Below are 16,071 nucleotides of genomic sequence, written 5' to 3' on the forward strand. Positions count from 1 at the left end.
CTAGGACGATAGGCCGCTGATGCGGCGGTCAAGGCTTCGGTACTGAATGGCCTCCGCGATATGAGCCGCGTCTATTTCTTCAGAGCCGGCCAGATCGGCAATAGTCCGGGAGATTTTAATCACCCGGTGATAAGCCCTGGCCGAAAACCCCAGGCGCCGGGCGGCCTTATCCAGGAGCTCCCGGGCCTTTCCTCTGAGTTTGGCAAACTTAGCTAGTTCTCTGGGACCCATCTGACAATTAAGCCAAAGACCTACCTCTTTAAGTCGGCTATTTTGACGCTCCCTGGCCTCCATGACCCTCTCTCTTATCACCTCTGAGGATTCGCCCCTTGACCAGTTAGAAAGTTCTTCCACCGGCAAGGCCGGAACCTCTATATGGATATCAATTCGATCAAGTAGGGGGCCAGAAATTCGAGAGCGGTAACGGGCAATCTCTCGAGGGCCACAGGTACAGGCATGGAGACGATCACCCAGATGGCCACAGGGACAGGGATTCATACTGGCCAGAAGCTGGACCCTGGCCGGATAGGTGATAGATATCGAGGCCCGCGAGATAGTTACCCTTCCCTCTTCCAGGGGTTGTCTTAAGGCCTCAAGGACATGACGATGAAACTCTGGTAGTTCATCCAGGTAAAGGACACCATTGTGGGCCAGAGACAGTTCTCCTGGCCTTGGAACGGTACCTCCACCAATAAGGCCGGCATCAGAGACCGTATGATGGGGGCTGCGAAAAGGACGCCTTTCTATAAGGGCACCATCTTTAAGAAGGCCGGCCACACTGTAAATTCGGCTGGTCTCCAATGACTCCTCCCGGCTCAAAGGGGGAAGAATCCCGGGCAGGCGTCGCGAAAGCATGGTTTTACCCGATCCGGGCGGGCCGATCATAAGAAGATTGTGCCCTCCCGCAGCGGCCACCTCCAAGGCCCGCTTAGCCGAAGCCTGACCAAGAATATCGGCAAAATCTTCCTCTATGTCCGGGGGAGCGGAAGGAATGGGCCGCGCCAGGGGAAGCGATTGGCGTCCTGAGAAATGTTCTACCACCTGGGCCAGAGAGGTGGCAGCATAGGTGGAGACTTCCTTTATAACGGCCGCCTCGGAAGCGTTGGCCTCCGGAGCCACCAGACCTGACCAGCCCTTCTCTCGCGCCAGAAAGGCCATAGGCAAAAGACCACGAGCTGCCTTGAGGGCTCCATCCAGAGAAAGCTCCCCTACCAGAATCCAATCTGCAAAGGGCTCAGAGGGCAGGAGACCTTGAGCCAAAAGGATCCCTATAGCAATGGGGAGGTCAAAACCGGTGCCATCTTTTTTGAGATCTGCCGGGGCCAAGTTAATAGTGATCCGCTGGGTTGGGAAGGAATAGCCAGAATTCTTTATGGCTGCCTTGACCCGCTCCCTACTTTCTCTCACGGCCCCATCAGGAAGCCCAACAATAGTGAAGGCGGGAAGACCGGGTGAAAGATCCACTTCCACCTCAACAGGTAGGGCCTCGATTCCTAAAACCGCAGCCGTGTTTACCTTGGCCAGCACGCATCTCTTTTCGGCCGTTTCCTGCAACATATTGAGAAAAAATGCTCCGTGTTTATCTTTGCCTCTCGGACATCGACCAAAGAGGGGATCGAGTCATGGCCAAGGTTGTAGGAATATTGGGTTCTCCCAGAAGATATGGCGACACCCAATTACTTTTAAGACTGGCCCTTCGGGCTGCCGAACACGATGGCTGTCAGACTGAACTTATCTGGCTCTATGAAGAGGAGATTAAACCCTGTTTAGGATGCGTCTCCGAAGATGTTAAAGCCTGCCGTTTTCCCTGCATCTTTGAGGACTACGGTAAGTTAATTCTCCAGAAAATAAGAGAAGCCGAGGGTATCATCCTGGCCAGTCCCATATATTGGTATAATGTCTCCGGCCCCATGAAGAACCTCCTTGATCGCCTCACCTGCCTGGAAAACATGGCCCACATCGAGGGATACAGCTATCTGGAAGGCAAGGTGGCCGCAGCTATCGCCGTGGGTAAGGACACCGGGGCCATGATGGCCATCTCATCCATGCTCCTGAGCCTAAACTCCATGGGAGCCATCCTGCCCGCCTGGGCTATGGCCTACTCTCAGGCGGCAGATGTCCTTAAAGATGAAGAGGCCCTTATGGATGCCGTAAACGTAGGTCTTCTTGTAAGCGGCCTTATAAGACGACTGGCTGGTCAAGAAGGCCGAATCATGTATCTCTATGATCCTAAACTTTGCCGTCAGCTACTAAGAGAGGTGCTTCTAGAGAGAAAAAAGGATTAAGTAGACTTTAGGGGGAGTTGAACGAAGAATTTCGTCCCCTGACCGCAGACGCTTTCAAACCAGATTCGCCCCCCGTGGGCTTCAACGATCTTTTTACTGCCGAAAAGGCCAAAGCCCCGGCCATTTTCTTTCCCTCTGGTGTAGCCGGGAAGAAACAGCCTGTCTCTAACTTCAGGGGGTATTCCTGGACCATTGTCAGCCACACAGATAGTAACGGTATCTTGGCTGGCCCAAGAAAGGATCGTGATCTGACCATCTAGGGTCTCGGCCAGGGCCTCATCGGCGTTTTTGATGAGGTTCCAGAGGACTTGGCGCATCTTTCCGACATCAACCGAGATCTCATCAGGATAGTCAAGGAAGAGGGAGACCGGATGAAGGGGTCTAAAATCCTCCAGGACAGACCCAACAAGTTGATCCACCCGGATCGGAGCTATATCAAGGGGAACATCTTCCTTCCCTGAGGCCACCAGGAGGATGTTGTCAATTACCTGAAAGGCCCTATCAAGGGCCCCTTCCATTTTCTGGCAGATCTTGCGGGTGTCTTCATCAGAGAGGCGGCTCCTGAGGAGATCCAGAAAACCAGAGACACCTGTTAAAGGATTCTTTAGATCATGAATGAGGCTGGCGGCCAGAGAGCCGATAAGGGAAAGCCTTTCCATCTGCTCATAACGCTCTCTCTCCATGGCTTTGAGATCAGTAATGTCTGAAAGGGTAAGAACGGCCATCTTCTGCTCTGAAAGCTCAAAGGGAAGGCAGTTAATGAGGACATTTATAACCGAAACCGCTTCTTCTTTCTCTAGAGCCATGATGGCCTCACGGTTAAATACAGGCTCCCCGCTCTTTAGACATTCCTCCAGGGTTGTCTTAATGGAGCAAAAGGAGCAGAAGGATGAATAACCACAGCCACCAGCCCTCTTGGAATGAAGACAGGTCAGAAGCTCTCCGGTCTTAAGATTGCTTTGATGGAGGGCGGCCCCGACAAACTCTCTGGCAGCCCGGTTCGCCGCCAGAACCCGGCGCTCTGAATCGACCACCAGAACCACTTCCGGAAGGACTTCAAACACCTGGAGGAGAAAAGAGGTCTCAAACCCCTTTTCTAGCATAAATCTTATCTTAGAAGAACTATCAAAATATTTATGCACCAAATCCTCACTAAAAACCTCAGCCCGAAGAGGAATTCTTCCATGAGAGAGACAAAAAGAAAAGAAATATTTCGGTAAAAAAATTGTTAAATCTTGGTTAAGGCGGGATTGAAGGGGTTAATGGTGGAGGCGGGGGGAATCGAACCCCCGTCCGAGAGTGCTTCAGCCTAGGCCTCTACGTGCGTAGCCTGGGTTTAAACTTCAGTGGATGGCCTCCCCCAGGCGGGCCGACCAACCACCTAGCCTGCGAGACTCTCACCAAAAGGGGGCAGGCTCCCCTTTTGGCCAGCCCGCTAACCGACGTCATATCCGGGGACGCGGGCTCTCCCCGGATAGACGGGCTGCCTTAATTCTTAGGCAGCCAGAGCGTAGTCGTAGTCGGCACTTATTTTTTCCCTGCCTTTTTAACGAGGTGGCAGGACCCCGGCACGCCAGCCTAGACCTCGACACCCCCGTCGAGCCCATATCGCCCCCTCTGGGTAGGCAAGGTCTCGGCCTTGTTTTTAAAAGAACGTATTGACTACTTTATTTTGCCCTTATAACGCCGACGAAGATCTCTCTCCTCTTCTCGACGTCTTATCGTCTCTCGCCGATCGTGGAGTTTTTTGCCCTTGGCCAGGGCCAGCTCCACCTTGGCCAGACCCCTTGGATTAAAGTAAATCTTCAGGGGCACCAGGGTGTAGCCCCTTTCCTTAACTTTACCCAAAAGGCGCCGAATCTCATGCCGATGTAAAAGCAACTTCCGTGTCCGCGTAGGATCAAGAAGGGCCACATCATGAGCATGCGGATAGGGGCTTATGTGAGCATTATACAGGTAAACCTCCCCATTTACAATGCGGGCAAAGGCCTCGTTTATATTGGCCCGCCCTTCCCGAAGACTCTTTACCTCCGGGCCTCGAAGAGCAATCCCGGCCTCGAAGGTCTCTTCAATGTTGTAGGTATGGCGGGCCTTGCGGTTCTGACAAACGATCTTCTCAGCCACGGGAAAGAAAATAAGATCTTTTCGGAAAAAAGCAACCTTATTCTTGTTTAGAATTTCTAAACAAAGGGCGCCAGGCTTCTCCCTCCCGCAGAAAATAAAGGGGGCTCTGGAGCCCGGACTCCTTAAAGAGGGACTCGAGGCGGGATGGGTCTTCGGGAAACGCCAGGGCCATACCACAGTCGCTACTTATTTCTCGAGGAATGGGAACCAGCTCGGTAGGAATCCCCTTGGCCTTAAGGAGTTTTTCGGCCTTCAGGACATAGTGGATAGAGGGAAAGACGGCCACAAATTTCATTCTCTGGCCAGCTCCTTAAGGGCGACCAATGTCATCTCTACATCCGAAGGGCCGCTAAAGTATCCCCAAGAAAACCGTACTGTTCCTCGAGGATAGGTGCCTATGGTCTGATGGGCCAGTGGGGCACACTGAAGCCCCGGTCTTACGGCTATCCCGTAGCGACGGTCGAGCTCTAAGGCCACCCAGGCCGGATCTTTCCCGGCAATATTTAGGGAGACTACTGAGGTCTGCCTCTCGGGGTCACCAGGACCATAGACGGTTATTCCCGGAATACTGGCCAGCCCTTCTAAAAAAAGGGCCGTAAGGCCTTTTTCATGTTCTCTTATTCGGGCCAGGCCTGTCTTCTTGATAAAATTAAGACCGGCTTTAAGACCGGCTAAGCCAACCGTATTAGGGGTGCCACTTTCAAAGCGATCGGGTAGAAAGGAAGGCTGCTCAAGTGATTCTGAGCGGCTCCCAGTTCCTCCCAGGCCCAGAGGTTCGATGAGCTCTTCAAGGCCCGGCGCTATGTATAAAGCTCCGGTGCCCGTAGGGCCCAAAAGTGACTTATGGCCGGTTAAGGCCACAAGATCCAAGCCCTGAGAGACATCTATCTCAAGGGCCCCGGCACTCTGGGCCGCATCTACCAAAAGCAGGGCCGGCCCCTTCATTTCGGCCACTTCCGCCAGAGGGACAATGGTACCGGTGACGTTTGAAGCATGGTTGACCACCAAAAGCCGAGGGGAGACCTCGATCAGCGTCTGACGCAGACGGTCAAGATCAAGGGAGCCGTCTTCCCGGCAACGGACGTAGGTCACCGCTATTCCTCGATGTCGCTCAAGGTAATAAAGAGGACGAGCTACAGCGTTGTGCTCCATGGTGGTGGCCACCACTCTATCTCCCGGTCGCAGAAGACCAAAAAGGGCCAGATTCAGGGCCTCGGTAGCGCATTTGGTAAAGACAATCTGTTCAGAGGAGGGAGCCGAGATGAGGGCCGCCAGCTCCTCCCTGGTCTCGAAGACGATACGGCTGGCCTCAAGGGCCATTTTATGGGCGGCTCGGCCAGGGCTGCCTGAACAGTTGCGCAGAAACTCCCCTACCGCCTCAACCACCTCTGGAGGTTTGGGCCAGGAGGTAGCCGCATTGTCGGCATAAATGATCTCTCTCATGGACGAACAACCCGGTTCTGGGCCAGAAGTTCGATGATCTCCAGCATGTTTCCTACCCGGCCTACGGCCAGACTTTCCTTGAGGCCAAAATAATCAAGACAAGTACCGCAGGCAATAATCTCTACCCCTCGTTCAGAAAGGGTCTTTAGAGGCTCGAGAACCTCAGAGCCTTCAGCGGCCAGAAAAACTCCCCGATTGTAAAAAACCACGGCCCGAGGCGGAAAGGATGTCTGCGGCAGAGTCTTGAGAAAGGCCTGGATAAGAATCCGCCCCAGGGCCTCATCGCCAGAACCCATAATATCCGAGGTTATAGTCACCACATAGTTCTCTGGAGAGGGAGCGCAGGTGATCTCTGTCTCTGAAGCCTTTCGGCCCTCGCCAGGGCGTTTTATGATCCTGATGGCCCAGATCCCGGGGGCCTTTTCAGTCACCTCTGCCTGGTGTCCCTGGCCTTCGGCGAAGCGCAAGACATTGGCCCGGCTGGAGTCATTATCCACCAAAACGATAAGTTCTCCCTCTGTTATCTCTTCAAGGGCCTCCTTGGTCTTTATAACTGGCTGGGGACAGGCCAACCCCTGGCAATCTATTACCTTGGCCATAGTGCCTCCTTAGTTTTTTGAGGAGAGATTACCTATCTGGTAAGGGCCAGTCCAATCAAGGAAACCGATGAGGACAATTTTTTGCATCGGGTAAGGCAATATTTTCTCTCTCGTTGACAGCCCTAAAGGGCAAAAGTAACTTTACTTTTATGCTTCTTGAAGACATAACCATGGCCGAATTCGAAGAGGGCTTGAAGCGCACTCGAACGGTAATTATCCCTTTTGGCTCCCTTGAGGAACACGGTCTCCATCTGCCCCTCTCCACTGACACCCTGCAGATGTATGAAATTGCTAAAGAGGCCGCTCGAAGGTATCCCCTTTTTGTAGCTCCGAGCGTAAACTACGGTCTCTGTCGCTCCACCAGAAATCATCCAGGCACGGTGGGCCTCAAAGGTCAGACCCTCTGGCATCTCACCTGGGATCTTCTGGAAGGTTTTTATCAACAGGGATTGCGCTTTTTTGCCCTGGTATCCGGCCATGCCGGCCAGACCCACAAGGCCTTTATCCTCGATGCCGCAGAGGCCTTTATGGAGGCCCATCCCGAGATAGGGATCATGGTGGCCACCATTATTGATCTTATCAACCTCGGAGCCCGAGATCTCCTGGAAACCCCGGGTGATTCCCATGCCGGAGAGTTTGAAACCTCTCTAATGCTTCTTCTCAAGCCAGATGCTGTCAAGGGTAGCAGCCCGGCAGAGTTTCCAACCTTCCCCGGCCTCATCCTGGTAAGAGACAAGCGACGCTTCTGGCCTGGGGGAGTCTGGGGAGATCCCACTAAGGCCTCCCAAGACAAGGGACAGGCCTTATTTGAACGACTGGTCGAGATCTTGCTAACCAAAATCAAAGAAATGGAGTCGGTTTAGGAGGTTTTGGTATGAAGTCCTCAAACAAATTAATCAGCCTGGTCATCCTGGCACTAGCCTTTCTCTGGACCACCTCGGTTTGGGCCTCAGTCGGGTGCCGCAAGGCCTATAATTTTAACCTGGAGACCGTAAACGGTGATCGGGTAAGTCTGGAACAGTTCCGGGGAAAGGTAATCTTGGTAAACTTTTTTGCCACCTATTGCCCCCCATGCCGGATGGAGATCCCAGGTTTTGTGGAAGTTTACCAAAAATACAAGGACAAGGGTTTTGTAGTCATTGGAGTCTCAGTTGATACCCGCCCCTATCGTATCTTGCCAGATTTTATCCGTCTGGCGGGGATAAATTACCCCGTGGTCCTGGCAGACGATAAGACTATCGCCGAGTATGACAACGTCTATCAACTGCCCACCAGCTTTTTGATTGACAGTCAGGGATGCATTGTCAAAAAGTATCTTGGCTTCATCCCCGAATCCCAGCTGGAAAGAGACATCAAACCACTCCTTATGGCCAAGTAACCCTAAGGTCTGATGACAAGCCGGGGAGGTCCTTCAAGGACCTCCCCCACCACCGCCGCCTCAAGGACCCCCTTTTCCAGTAGCCGAACCAGAAACTTTCCGGCCTTCTCCTCCGGGCAAGCGATGAGAAGGCCGCCAGAGGTCTGGGCATCGAAAAGGAGATCTAGCCTCTCCCGGGAAGGTGTCCCCTCAATTTGGATTTTCTTTTCACAGAAACGGCGGATGGCGTAATCTCCTTCTGGAACAAGGCCCAAGCGGAGATACTCCAGGGCTTCCTCCAGGATGGGCACTTTCTGGGCGTAAAGGGCGACTGTTACTCCGCTGGCCTCAGCCATCTCCAAGGCGTGGCCAGCCAGTCCAAAACCGGTTATATCGGTGGCCGCCTGGAGAGCGAACTCCACCATCGCCTCTGAGGCCGCCTGGTTTAAGGTCTTCATGACTGCTACCGCCCGGGCCACAGCCTTCTTGCTGGCCACTCCTCCTTTAAGGGCCGTAATGATGACACCGGTGCCGAGAGGTTTGGTCAGAAAAAGCACGTCTCCTGGACGGGCCTTGGAGTTTGAGAGATATCGCTCCGGGTGAACAATACCGGTAACCGAAAGACCGTATTTGATCTCTGGATCATCGACGCTGTGGCCGCCCACCAGGACAGCCCCGGCCTCATGGATTTTGTCAAGCCCCCCACACAGTATCTCTTTGAGGATTTTTTTGTCTTCATCCTTGGGGAAACAGACCACATTCAGGGCACAGATAGGCCGACCACCCATCGCGTAGACATCAGATAGAGAATTAGCCGCGGCGATCTGGCCAAAGTCATAAGGGTCATCAACAATAGGAGTAAAAAAATCGAGGGTTAAGACCAGGGCCAGATCATCCCTTAAGCGATAGATTCCGGCATCAGAAGCCCCCTCCAGGCCAACCAAAAGATTCGGATGGGCCTTAAGGGGAAGATCAGCCAGGATTTCGGCCAGGTCTCCCGGACCAAGCTTGGCCGCTCAGCCAGAGGCCCGAACCTGGGTCGTCAGTCTTTTCATCGCCTAAAGGTAGCCACCAAACGATTTGGGTTTAGGAAAAGATCCAGGGCGTCGTTTATATCCCTAAAGACGGCGTCACTGGCCATAAGGGCCTCCTTACAGGCCCCCTCATGGCCAATGATACAGATTCCCAGGGCCGCTTCCCGAAGCATGAGAACATCGTTGTAGCCGTTGCCGATGGCCGCTGTCTTTTCCCGACCAAGCTCCTCTATAAAATGGAGCTTCTGGACGTCTCCCCGGCCTGGTCCCAGAACGCGAATGACCACCCCCAGATCTTCCTGGATCTTGGTAGCCGTCTGGTTGGTGTCGGCGGTAAGGATAAAAACATTGAGAATATCAGAGAGCCTCCTGAGGCGTTCGGCCACCCCAGGAAGAAATTCTCCATCCAGAGAAAGAGTTCCGTTCATGTCCAGGACAAGGTTTTCGATTTCAAAGCGGACCCCGCAGGGGAGATCAAGTTCTAGCCCCTTGGTCATCTGGTTGCTCCTTTCTTAAAAAATCAACAAAGGCCGCTGCCGGGGGCGAAAGGCTTCGGCCCTTGTGTCTGACAAGATAAAAATGGCGACGAATGTTTAACCCCTTAACTGGAATGATCCGGAGGCGCCGGGAAAGGAGGTCCTCCTCAATAGCCCGCAGGGAGATAAAGCTCACCCCCAGGCCAGCCTTAACCGCCTGCTTGACTGCCTCCGTGGAGCCCATCTCGGCAATAATGCGGCATTTTCCCAAGGAAAAGCCTCTTTCCCGGAGGGCCTCTTCGGTGGTAAGCCTGGTGCCAGAGCCCTGTTCTCGAATAATCAGCGGTAGCCGCTCCAAATCTTCCAGTTTGATGGCCTCGGGAAAATTCTGGTTGGTAGAGGCGGCCAAAACCAGCTCATCATCACAGCAGGGTTGGTAAAGAAGATCATCAAAAGAAGTCAGGCGGGCCCCGATAACTCCTAACTCAATATCTCCCCGGGCCACGGCCTCAGCCACTTTTTGGGTATCTCCAATAAGAAGCTTAAGCTCCAGGCCAGGATAGTTTTCTTTAAAGGCCCCAATAAGGGCCGGTAGGAGGTACTGCCCGGGGATATTGCTTCCGCCAATCTCCAGACGCCCTTTTTCTACCCCCAGAAAGAGCCTGATTTCTCTTTCGGCCTCGGCCACCAGGGACAGGGCCTGACGGGCATAGGGATAAAGGATTTCCCCGGCTCGGGTAGGAACCACCTCCCGCCCCAGGCGATCAAAAAGGCGAACGCCCAGGAAGTCTTCTAAGGCCTTTATGTGTCCAGAGACTGTAGGTTGGGTAAGAAAGACCTCTTCTGCAGCCCGAGAAAAACTTCTCTGTTCATAGACCTTGGCAAAGACTTGAAGCTGCCGAAAATCCAGCACTACTCCCCCTCCACCTTAGCCATCAGGGCCTGGCGAATGCGGGAAGGTAGGAACCAAACGGCAAGATCAGCCGCCTTTTTAACAAGAGGGATAATGTCCGGTTCCCCCCGCCAGTGTTCCCGCAAAATAGCTTCATCAGTCCGGTTCAGGAGACGAAGAAGGGCCAGGGCCACCAAATAGATGTCGTCTACCAGTCCCACAAAGGGGATGGCGTCAGGGATAAAATCCACCGGGTTGAGAAGGTAAACCACTGTGGCTCCCAAGATGGCCTTGTCTGCCCGAGAAATGCGGGGATCACGCATGAGGTCGATAATAAGGGCCAAAAAACGGGGTATCAGCCGGATAATCTCTTTAAGATTCTCTTTGGAGCCCATCTTTCCTCCAGAAGTATTTTCCATACCCTCTCCTTTCGCCTATGACAACCATTACTTTTTTCCATAAAAATTACCAAAGGCAAGTCTGGGCCTCCGGTTGACAGCCCCGGGTAGCCCAGTAATATCGAGCCATGATGTCTCTATCCCGTCGCCAAACCCGGCAAATCACCCTTGGGCCCCTGAAAATCGGGGGTGGGGCCCCTATTGTCGTCCAGTCCATGACCAATACCGACACCCGGGATGTGCCGGCCACCCTGGCCCAGATAAAACGTTTGGCCCGGGTTGGTTGTGAGGTTATTCGAGTAGCCGTTCCAGATGAGCAGGCCGCCAGGGCCTTAAAGGAAATTGTCTCTAAGTCTCCCCTTCCGGTAATTGCTGACATCCATTTTGACTGGCGTCTGGCTATCTCCGCCATTGAGGCCGGAGCCCATGGGGTCAGGATCAACCCGGGCAACATCAAGGGCCGAGAGAACGTGGCCCGGGTCATCAAAGCCGCCAAAGAAAGGGGGGTCTGTGTCCGCATCGGGGTTAACGCCGGCTCGCTGGAAAAAGACCTTCTCCGAACCCATGGCGGGGCCACTGCGGAGGCCTTGGTGGAGAGCGCCCTTCGTCATCTTGATTATATCGTTGGCGACCTGGGCTTCGAAAATCTCAAGGTATCCCTTAAGTCTTCTGATGTCTGGACAACCATCTCCGCCTATCGCCTCTTTTCGGAAAGAAGTGATTTCCCCCTTCACCTGGGGGTAACCGAGGCCGGAGGGCTTATTCCCGGGACAGTCAAAAGCTCTGTGGCCCTGGGGATCCTCCTGGCCGAGGGGATAGGAGACACCATCCGGGTCTCTCTGACCAGAGATCCACAAGAAGAGGTTCGGGTGGCCTATGAGATTCTCCGGAGCCTTAAACTCCGGGAGCGGGGGCCAGAGATCATTTCCTGCCCCACCTGTGGTCGGTGTGAGATAGATCTCTTTGCCATCGCCGAGGAGGTAGAACGCCGCGCTGCCCAGATGGAAGCCCCTCTAAAGCTGGCGGTCATGGGCTGTGTGGTCAACGGGCCCGGGGAGGCCAGAGAGGCCGACGTGGGTCTGGCTGGAGGAAAGGGAGTAGGGATCATCTTCCGCAAAGGGAAAATCATTCGCAAGGTCCGGGAATCCGAAATCCTTGAGGCCTTCTTTGCCGAGGTGGACCGTCTGCTAGAGGAGAGAGGAGGTTCCCATGCGTTTTAGCCGTTACTTCCTGCCCACCCTTCGGGAAGATCCAGCTGAGGCCGAAGTAGTCAGCCATCGCCTGATGCTGCGGGCCGGCATGATCCGCAAACTGGCCTCGGGAATCTACAGTTATCTTCCTTATGGCCTAGCGGCCATCAAAAATGTCGAAAGAATAATCCGGGAGGAGATGAACCGAGCTGGAGCCCAGGAAGTCCTTCTGCCCATGGTTCAACCAGCCGAACTCTGGCAGGAGACCGAACGCTGGGAAAAATACGGCCGGGAACTTCTGCGTTTTAAAGACCGCAAAGATCATGACTTTTGTCTCTCTCCAACGGCCGAGGAGGTAATCACCGACCTTGTCCGACGGGACGTTCGCTCCTACAAACAACTTCCCCTCAACCTTTATCAAATCCAAACCAAGTTTCGCGACGAGATCAGGCCCCGCTTTGGCCTCATGCGGGCTCGGGAGTTTATTATGAAAGATGCCTATAGCTTTGATGCCGATGAGGCCGGGGCCGAGACCAGCTACCAGGCGATGTACGAGGCCTACCATCGGATTTTTCGCCGCTGTGGCCTGAGGTTTAGGGCCGTAGCCGCAGACACCGGAGCCATCGGTGGCCATGCCTCCCATGAGTTTATGGTCTTGGCCGAAACCGGCGAAGACCAAATTGCTATCTGCCCCCAGTGCGATTACGCGGCCAATGTCGAACTGGCCGAGGCCCGGCCGCCCAGCTCCTCCGCAGAGGAAGAAAGGGAACTCCCCCTTGAAAAGGTCTCCACCCCAGGGGTGCACCGAGCCGAGGAGGTAGCGGCCTTTCTGGGAGTCTCTCTGAACCGCCTGGTCAAAACCCTCATTTATGTAGCCGATGGTCGACCGGTGGCAGTCCTTATTCGAGGAGATCACGAACTGAATGAGATCAAACTCAAAAAGGCCCTTCAAGCCGAAAGGCTGGAGATGGCCCCGGCAGAGGTAGTGGAAAAGGTCACCGGTGCTCCGGTAGGCTTTGCCGGACCAGTGGGGCTTAAAATAGATATAATTGCTGACCGGGCCGTGGCCGCCCTCAAGAACTTTGTCACCGGGGCCAATGAGGCCGAAAAGCATTATCTAAACGTCAACCTCGGACGGGATTTTCCCTCTCCTCCTACGGCAGACCTTCGAAATGTTGTCTCCGGTGACCCCTGTCCCCAGTGTGGCGGCCCCCTGGAGATCCTAAAAGGCATTGAAGTTGGACACACCTTCAAGTTAGGCACCAAGTATAGCCAGGCCATGGGGGCCACCTTCCTGGATGCCCAGGGCAAAGAGCGTCCTCTAATTATGGGCTGCTACGGGATCGGGGTTGGTCGAACAGTAGCCGCAGCCATTGAGCAGAATCACGATGAAAATGGGATTATCTTTCCGGTGCCCATTGCTCCCTTTAAGGTCATTGTTGTCCCGGTCAACACAAAGGATTCCAAGCTTCTTAAGGCCGCCGAGGACATATACCAGGACCTCTCGGCCCGGGTATCTACCCTCCTTGATGATCGCAACGAGCGGCCAGGGGTAAAGTTTAAGGATGCCGATCTCATCGGGGTTCCCTTAAGGATTACCATCGGCAAAAAGCTAAAAGATGGTCTGGTGGAACTTAAGAAGCGCTCTACCGGAGAGACCATGACTTTGAGGGTAGAAGAGGTGGTGGCCCGAACTCAGGCCATCCTTGAAGAAGAAACCCCCAAGGGCTAATCGCAACCTTCACTTTGAAGCTCTTCCTCAGGCCCCAAAGGGGGGCTTCCCCCTTTTACTCTTTTGTCAATTAGAGTTAATTTTTTGATATGATTCGTCTCTCTGATATCCTGGATCAGATCCACAGCTACCTACCAGAAGCCGATACTATCCTGGTGGAGAAGGCCTATGTCTATTCGGCCAAGGTCCATCAGGGCCAGATAAGGCTCTCCGGGGAGCCTTATCTCTCCCATCCTCTGGCTGTAGCCTACACTTTAGCCAAGATGAAGCTTGATCTCCCCACTATTGCTGCTGGCCTCCTCCATGACACCATTGAAGACACTTGCGCCACGAAAGAGGAGATCCGCTCCTTATTCGGGGAGGAGGTGGCCAGTATAGTTGATGGTGTAACCAAGATCTCGACCATGCCCGTGGCCAGCCGGTTGGAGAAACAGGCGGAAAACCTGCGCAAGATGCTCCTGGCTATGGCCAAAGACATCCGGGTAATCTTAGTCAAGCTGGCTGATCGCCTCCACAATATGCGGACCCTGGAGTACCAGAAGGAGGAAAAAAGGGCCCGCATCTCCCGGGAAACACTTGATATTTATGCCCCTTTGGCTGCCAGATTGGGAATCGACTGGATGAAACGAGAGCTGGAGGATCTTTCTTTCTGCCACCTTTATCCTGAGGAGTACCGCCAGCTGCGCGATGCGGTGGAACAGATGGTCACGGAGAGGCGCTCTTTTGTCGAAGAAGTCAAGGAGATTCTGGAGCACACTCTGGCTCTCCACGGATTAAAAGGCCGGATCCTCGGCCGACGTAAACATCTCTACAGCATCTGGCGCAAGCTTGAGCGTCAGGGGCTGACAATAGACCAGCTGGACCAGATCTACGACATTATTGGCTTTCGAATTATCCTTAAAGAGGTAAAGGAGTGCTATGAGGCCTTGGGCATCGTCCACTCCCTCTGGAAGCCCATCCCTGGGCGCTTTAAGGATTATATCAGCCTTCCCAAGCCCAACATGTATCAATCACTTCACACCACCGTCATCGGCCCCTATGGAGAACGGATGGAGATCCAGATCCGTACCGAAGAGATGGATCGAATCGCCAATGAGGGAATCGCCTCTCATTGGCTCTACAAAGAGGGAAAGATACTCTCTGGCAAGAGCAAACAATTCGAGTGGCTAAAGCGCCTGGTGGAGCTTCAAAAGGAGCTTCAAAACCCCAAGGAATTTTTAGAATCTGTCCGGCTGGATCTTTTCCCCGACGAGGTCTATGTCTTCACCCCCAAAGGGGAGGTAAAGATCTTCCCCCAGGGGGCCACTCCCATTGACTTTGCCTACGCCATTCACACTGAAGTCGGTCATCATTGCATAGGAGCCAAGGTTAACGGTCAGATTGTCTCCCTCCGCTACCAACTTCAGACAGGGGACATGGTGGAGATCATCACCAGTGCCCAGGCCCGTCCGAGCCGAGACTGGCTCAAGTACGTAAAGACCAGCCGGGCCCGGGCCCGGATCAGACATTTCCTCAAAAAGGAAGAGGAGGCCCGGAGCCTGGCCATTGGAAAGGAGCTGTGCGAGAGAGAGTTTCGCAAACATCGTCTGGATTTTGCTCGCTTTATTGACTCTCCCGAGGCCGAAGAGGTGGCCCGGGAGTTTTCCTTCAAGAGCTTCAGGGATCTTATCATCGGAGTGGGGTTTGGTAAGATCTCTGCCTCGCAGGTAGTAGGCAAGGTTATCTCCCGAAAGGAAAAAGACGAAGAGCCGCCCAAGGCTTTAGAGAAGCCCTCCAAGAGACAGGGCAAAGGAGGGATCCTGGTTAAGGGGACAGGAGATCTTCTGGTAAAGGTGGCCCGCTGTTGCCAGCCTGTTCCAGGGGATGAGATCATAGGTTACATCACCAGAGGCCGGGGAGTAACCGTCCATCGAGCGGACTGTCCCAACCTAAGCTATGTAGATCCGGAGAGGAAGATAGAAGTCTCCTGGGAGAGTATGGGAGACGATGGTGTCCATCCTACCAAGATCTCGGTAATTACCGTGGATCAAAAAGGAATGCTGGCCTCTGTCTCCAACGCCATCAGTTCTTCGGAGGCCAATATTGTCAAGGCTGAAGTTCACACCACACCTGACAAAAAGGCCCATTTTCTCTTTGTTGTTGAGGTTACCGGCCGAAGCCACCTCAACCAACTTCTCTCCAATGTAAGGCAGGTAAGCGGAGTCCTTAAGGCCGAAAGACGTCTTTCTTAGCGGACAGCCTTGACCACCTTACCGGCCTTAAGACACCTGGTGCAGACCCGAATTCTTTTAGTTCTCCCGTTGACCACCGCCCGAACCCGCTGAAGATTCGGATACCACCACCGACCAGTATGGCGATTAGAGTGACTGACGTTACAACCAGTACGGGGACGCTTGCCGCAGATCTCACAGACCTTCATCTTGCTCCTCCTAGACTTTTACCGGAGCTTCCTCTAAGCTTCCGGCGCGCCTGCTATATACCGACTAAGCCCTTTTTTGGCAAGGTCTGCCTTGAGCTTCAGCAGGAGCAGGTATATATTGG

17 protein-coding genes and 1 other RNA gene are annotated in these 16,071 nt (G+C 53.8%); 6 read left to right on the forward strand and 12 right to left on the reverse strand.

Going from position 1 to position 16,071, the window contains the following annotated elements:
• Positions 1-1,557: a YifB family Mg chelatase-like AAA ATPase gene (locus tag G4V39_RS03590; protein WP_220126064.1), complete on the reverse strand. Its 1,557-nt coding sequence runs from the start codon at positions 1,555-1,557 to the stop codon at positions 1-3.
• 65 nt (positions 1,558-1,622) lie between these two features.
• Between G4V39_RS03590 and G4V39_RS03595 the strand changes: the two genes are divergently transcribed.
• Entirely contained in the window at positions 1,623-2,285 is a 663-nt protein-coding gene (locus tag G4V39_RS03595) for a flavodoxin family protein (protein ID WP_246169728.1), read from the forward strand.
• Here G4V39_RS03595 and G4V39_RS03600 read toward each other — a convergent pair.
• From G4V39_RS03600 to yedF, 6 genes are all read right to left on the reverse strand, one after another.
• Complete coding sequence (locus tag G4V39_RS03600) at positions 2,282-3,349, reverse strand: two-component system sensor histidine kinase NtrB (protein ID WP_181494214.1); 1,068 nt, start codon at positions 3,347-3,349, stop codon at positions 2,282-2,284. The genes G4V39_RS03595 and G4V39_RS03600 overlap by 4 nt on opposite strands.
• Before the next feature lie 199 nt (positions 3,350-3,548).
• Positions 3,549-3,901: a transfer-messenger RNA gene (gene ssrA, locus G4V39_RS03605) on the reverse strand.
• 46 nt (positions 3,902-3,947) lie between these two features.
• Entirely contained in the window at positions 3,948-4,409 is a 462-nt protein-coding gene (smpB, locus tag G4V39_RS03610) for an SsrA-binding protein SmpB (RefSeq protein WP_166031635.1), read from the reverse strand.
• A gap of 37 nt (positions 4,410-4,446) precedes the next feature.
• Complete coding sequence (locus tag G4V39_RS03615) at positions 4,447-4,704, reverse strand: putative Se/S carrier protein (RefSeq protein WP_166031636.1); 258 nt, start codon at positions 4,702-4,704, stop codon at positions 4,447-4,449.
• Complete coding sequence (locus G4V39_RS03620) at positions 4,701-5,852, reverse strand: aminotransferase class V-fold PLP-dependent enzyme (protein ID WP_166031637.1); 1,152 nt, start codon at positions 5,850-5,852, stop codon at positions 4,701-4,703. Before G4V39_RS03620 ends, G4V39_RS03615 begins: the two co-directional genes overlap by 4 nt.
• Positions 5,849-6,451, reverse strand: a complete 603-nt coding sequence (yedF, locus tag G4V39_RS03625) for a sulfurtransferase-like selenium metabolism protein YedF (RefSeq protein WP_166031638.1) — start codon at positions 6,449-6,451, stop codon at positions 5,849-5,851. The genes G4V39_RS03620 and yedF overlap by 4 nt, the downstream gene beginning before the upstream one ends.
• Positions 6,452-6,600: 149 nt before the next feature.
• Here yedF and G4V39_RS03630 point away from each other — a divergent pair, with 149 nt between their 5' ends.
• Positions 6,601-7,314, forward strand: a complete 714-nt coding sequence (locus G4V39_RS03630) for a creatininase family protein (RefSeq protein WP_166031639.1) — start codon at positions 6,601-6,603, stop codon at positions 7,312-7,314.
• Positions 7,315-7,325: 11 nt separating this feature from the next.
• Positions 7,326-7,829: a TlpA family protein disulfide reductase gene (locus tag G4V39_RS03635; RefSeq protein WP_166031640.1), complete on the forward strand. Its 504-nt coding sequence runs from the start codon at positions 7,326-7,328 to the stop codon at positions 7,827-7,829.
• A gap of 2 nt (positions 7,830-7,831) precedes the next feature.
• Here the strand turns inward: G4V39_RS03635 and selD are convergent, their stop codons facing one another.
• Genes selD through G4V39_RS03655 form a run of 4 tightly spaced genes read right to left on the reverse strand, consistent with a single transcriptional unit; the run spans position 7,832 to position 10,629 of the window.
• Positions 7,832-8,863: a selenide, water dikinase SelD gene (gene selD / locus G4V39_RS03640; protein WP_166031641.1), complete on the reverse strand. Its 1,032-nt coding sequence runs from the start codon at positions 8,861-8,863 to the stop codon at positions 7,832-7,834.
• Positions 8,860-9,339 (reverse strand): HAD family hydrolase, encoded by a 480-nt coding sequence (locus G4V39_RS03645; protein ID WP_166031642.1) that lies wholly within the window; start codon positions 9,337-9,339, stop codon positions 8,860-8,862. Before G4V39_RS03645 ends, selD begins: the two co-directional genes overlap by 4 nt.
• Positions 9,317-10,231, reverse strand: a complete 915-nt coding sequence (locus G4V39_RS03650; protein WP_166031643.1) for a selenium metabolism-associated LysR family transcriptional regulator — start codon at positions 10,229-10,231, stop codon at positions 9,317-9,319. Before G4V39_RS03650 ends, G4V39_RS03645 begins: the two co-directional genes overlap by 23 nt.
• The gene (locus G4V39_RS03655) at positions 10,231-10,629 is read right to left on the reverse strand and encodes a YkvA family protein (protein ID WP_166031644.1); all 399 of its coding nucleotides are present in this window, start codon (positions 10,627-10,629) and stop codon (positions 10,231-10,233) included. The genes G4V39_RS03650 and G4V39_RS03655 overlap by 1 nt, the downstream gene beginning before the upstream one ends.
• A 110-nt stretch (positions 10,630-10,739) precedes the next feature.
• On the opposite strand from G4V39_RS03655, the gene ispG reads away from it, so the two are divergent.
• From ispG to G4V39_RS03670, 3 genes are all read left to right on the forward strand, one after another.
• Positions 10,740-11,828 (forward strand): flavodoxin-dependent (E)-4-hydroxy-3-methylbut-2-enyl-diphosphate synthase, encoded by a 1,089-nt coding sequence (gene ispG / locus G4V39_RS03660; protein WP_166033054.1) that lies wholly within the window; start codon positions 10,740-10,742, stop codon positions 11,826-11,828.
• Positions 11,818-13,530, forward strand: coding sequence for a proline--tRNA ligase (locus tag G4V39_RS03665; protein WP_166031645.1), 1,713 nt, complete (start codon positions 11,818-11,820; stop codon positions 13,528-13,530). Before ispG ends, G4V39_RS03665 begins: the two co-directional genes overlap by 11 nt.
• Before the next feature lie 89 nt (positions 13,531-13,619).
• Positions 13,620-15,761, forward strand: a complete 2,142-nt coding sequence (locus G4V39_RS03670) for a RelA/SpoT family protein (RefSeq protein WP_166031646.1) — start codon at positions 13,620-13,622, stop codon at positions 15,759-15,761.
• On the opposite strand, the gene rpmB is transcribed toward G4V39_RS03670, so the two are convergent.
• Positions 15,758-15,949, reverse strand: a complete 192-nt coding sequence (rpmB, locus tag G4V39_RS03675; protein ID WP_166031647.1) for a 50S ribosomal protein L28 — start codon at positions 15,947-15,949, stop codon at positions 15,758-15,760. The genes G4V39_RS03670 and rpmB overlap by 4 nt on opposite strands.
• Positions 15,950-16,071: the final 122 nt, after the last annotated feature.

The organism is Thermosulfuriphilus ammonigenes, assembly GCF_011207455.1.
GTDB lineage: Bacteria > Desulfobacterota > Thermodesulfobacteria > Thermodesulfobacteriales > ST65 > Thermosulfuriphilus > Thermosulfuriphilus ammonigenes.